General features: G+C 70.4%; 3 protein-coding genes and 1 pseudogene. All 4 read left to right on the forward strand.

Annotated elements, in window-relative coordinates; all coding sequences use genetic code 11:
- On the forward strand, positions 1-180 hold a 180-nt coding region (locus tag PSH25_RS29730; RefSeq protein ID WP_238662166.1), incomplete at its 5' end, for a hypothetical protein.
- A 159-nt stretch (positions 181-339) separates the two neighbouring features.
- Entirely contained in the window at positions 340-654 is a 315-nt protein-coding gene (gene tatA / locus PSH25_RS29735) for a Sec-independent protein translocase subunit TatA (RefSeq protein ID WP_124855346.1), read from the forward strand.
- A gap of 18 nt (positions 655-672) precedes the next feature.
- On the forward strand, positions 673-1,626 hold the full coding sequence (tatC, locus tag PSH25_RS29740) for a twin-arginine translocase subunit TatC (protein ID WP_238662167.1): 954 nt from the start codon (positions 673-675) through the stop codon (positions 1,624-1,626).
- 147 nt (positions 1,627-1,773) lie between these two features.
- Positions 1,774-1,927 (forward strand): annotated as a pseudogene (locus tag PSH25_RS29745) (sphingosine kinase); the annotation flags it as partial.

Here is a 1,927-nt window from a genome sequence, read left to right on the forward strand (position 1 = left end):
CCGGTGCTGGCCCGGCTGCCCCGACTGCGCCGCGCCGCCGTGGCGTTGCAGCGGCGGGCCGCCGAGGCCGAGGCGCTGCGGGAGACCGCCGAGGCGCTGCAACAGCGTGCCGAGGACGTCCAACGGCGGCTCGACACCACATCCCGGCGGCTCGCGGTGATCAAGGCCAAGCGCGGCTGACCGAGCGCGCACCCGCCGGTGGTTGACGGATCATCGCGGGTTGGTCAAGACTTCACCCTCCCGCCCAGACCACCACCACCCAGCGGGTGGCGGGCAGCCGATCCGCACGTACGATGGGCTGCGTACCACCCCCCGGACACAGAGCGACTGGAGCTTCTCATGGGTGCCCTCAAGCCGTGGCACATCGCTGTTCTCGTGGTTGTGCTGATCCTGCTCTTCGGTGCGAAGCGGCTTCCCGACGCGGCCCGTTCGCTGGGTCGGTCGCTGCGGATCATCAAGGCCGAGACCAAGAGCCTGCAGGACGACGACCGCGACCTCGCCGAGAAGGCCGACGCGCAGGCCGGCTACCAGCCGCTGCCGCCGCACGCCGGGCAGCAGGCGCCGTACGCTGGCCAGCCGCAGCAGGCCCCGTACCAGCAGGCGCCGCCGCAGCAGCCGGTCGTCGACCCGGTGCACCGCGTCCGCGACAACTGACCGAAGGGCCCCACCACCGTGGCCTTCGCACTGGGTAAACGCAGCCCAAAGGCGTTCGAACGGGCCGCCGACGGGTCGATGACGCTCATCGAGCACGTCCGTGAGCTGCGCAATCGTCTCTTCCGCGCCTCGTTGGCGATCATGATCGGCTTCGGCGTCGGCATCTGGCTGGCGAAGCCGGTCCGGATCCTGTTGTCGGAGCCGTACTGCAGCCTCGACGCCTCGCTCGACCCGGTCACCGGCAAGTGCAAGTTCGTCCAGCTCGGTGTCGCGGACGTCTTCCTGCTGAACCTGAAGATCGGTCTGTGGGTGGGCCTGATCATCGCGGCGCCCATCTGGCTCTACCAGCTCTGGGCGTTCATCGCACCGGGTCTGCACCGGCACGAGCGGCGCTACGCGTACATCTTCACTGCGCTGGCCGCGCCGCTGTTCGCGGCCGGCGCGGTGCTGGCCTTCTTCGTCACCACCAAGGGCCTCGAGTTCCTGCTGAACGTGTCCGGCGATGACATCTCGACGAATCTGGAAGTCACCCGGTACATCTCGTTCGTCACCAACCTGATCCTGCTGTTCGGGGTGGCGTTCGAGTTCCCGCTGATCGTGCTGATGCTCAACTTCGTCGGCCTGGCCAGTGCGAAACGGCTCCTCAGCTGGTGGCGGGTGGCGATCTTCGTGTTCTTCGCCTTCTCCGCAGTGGTCACCCCCACCCCTGATCCGTTCGGGATGACCGCTCTGGCGCTCTGCCTGACCGCGCTCTACTTCGCCGCGGTCGGCGTCGCCTTCATCAACGACAGGCGGCGTGGGCGGGGCAAGGAGGTCTACGCCGGCATCGACGACGACGAGGTGTCGCCGTTGGAGTTCGACGCGGACCCGGTCGTGGCCGGGCAGCGGGTCGACTCGGCCGCGCCGATCGGCGTACCCGAGCCGGTCGCCCCACCGGCGCCGATCGAACGCCGCTACGACGACATGACCTGACGGCCCCGCGCCAACCGGTCCACCGACGCCGTCCCCGTTGCCGCGGGGGCGGCGTCGTCGCGTCACGTCGAGCGGCGGCGGCGGAACCGATGGTGACGGCGCCTGCCCCTGGTGAACGGCGGGTGTCCGACCGGTACGGTGCTGCCCGTGACCGCAGACGATCACCTGCCCGGCCCGGTCGCCGTGCTCACCAACCCGACCGCCGGTCGCGGACGGCACCGCGCCCTGCTGCCCCGGCTGCTGGACGGCTTGGCCGCCGCCGGGCTGCCGGTCCGGCTGTTGCCGGCGTCCAGTCCCGCCG

This window comes from Micromonospora foliorum (assembly GCF_022229015.1).
GTDB classification, from domain to species: domain Bacteria; phylum Actinomycetota; class Actinomycetes; order Mycobacteriales; family Micromonosporaceae; genus Micromonospora; species Micromonospora foliorum.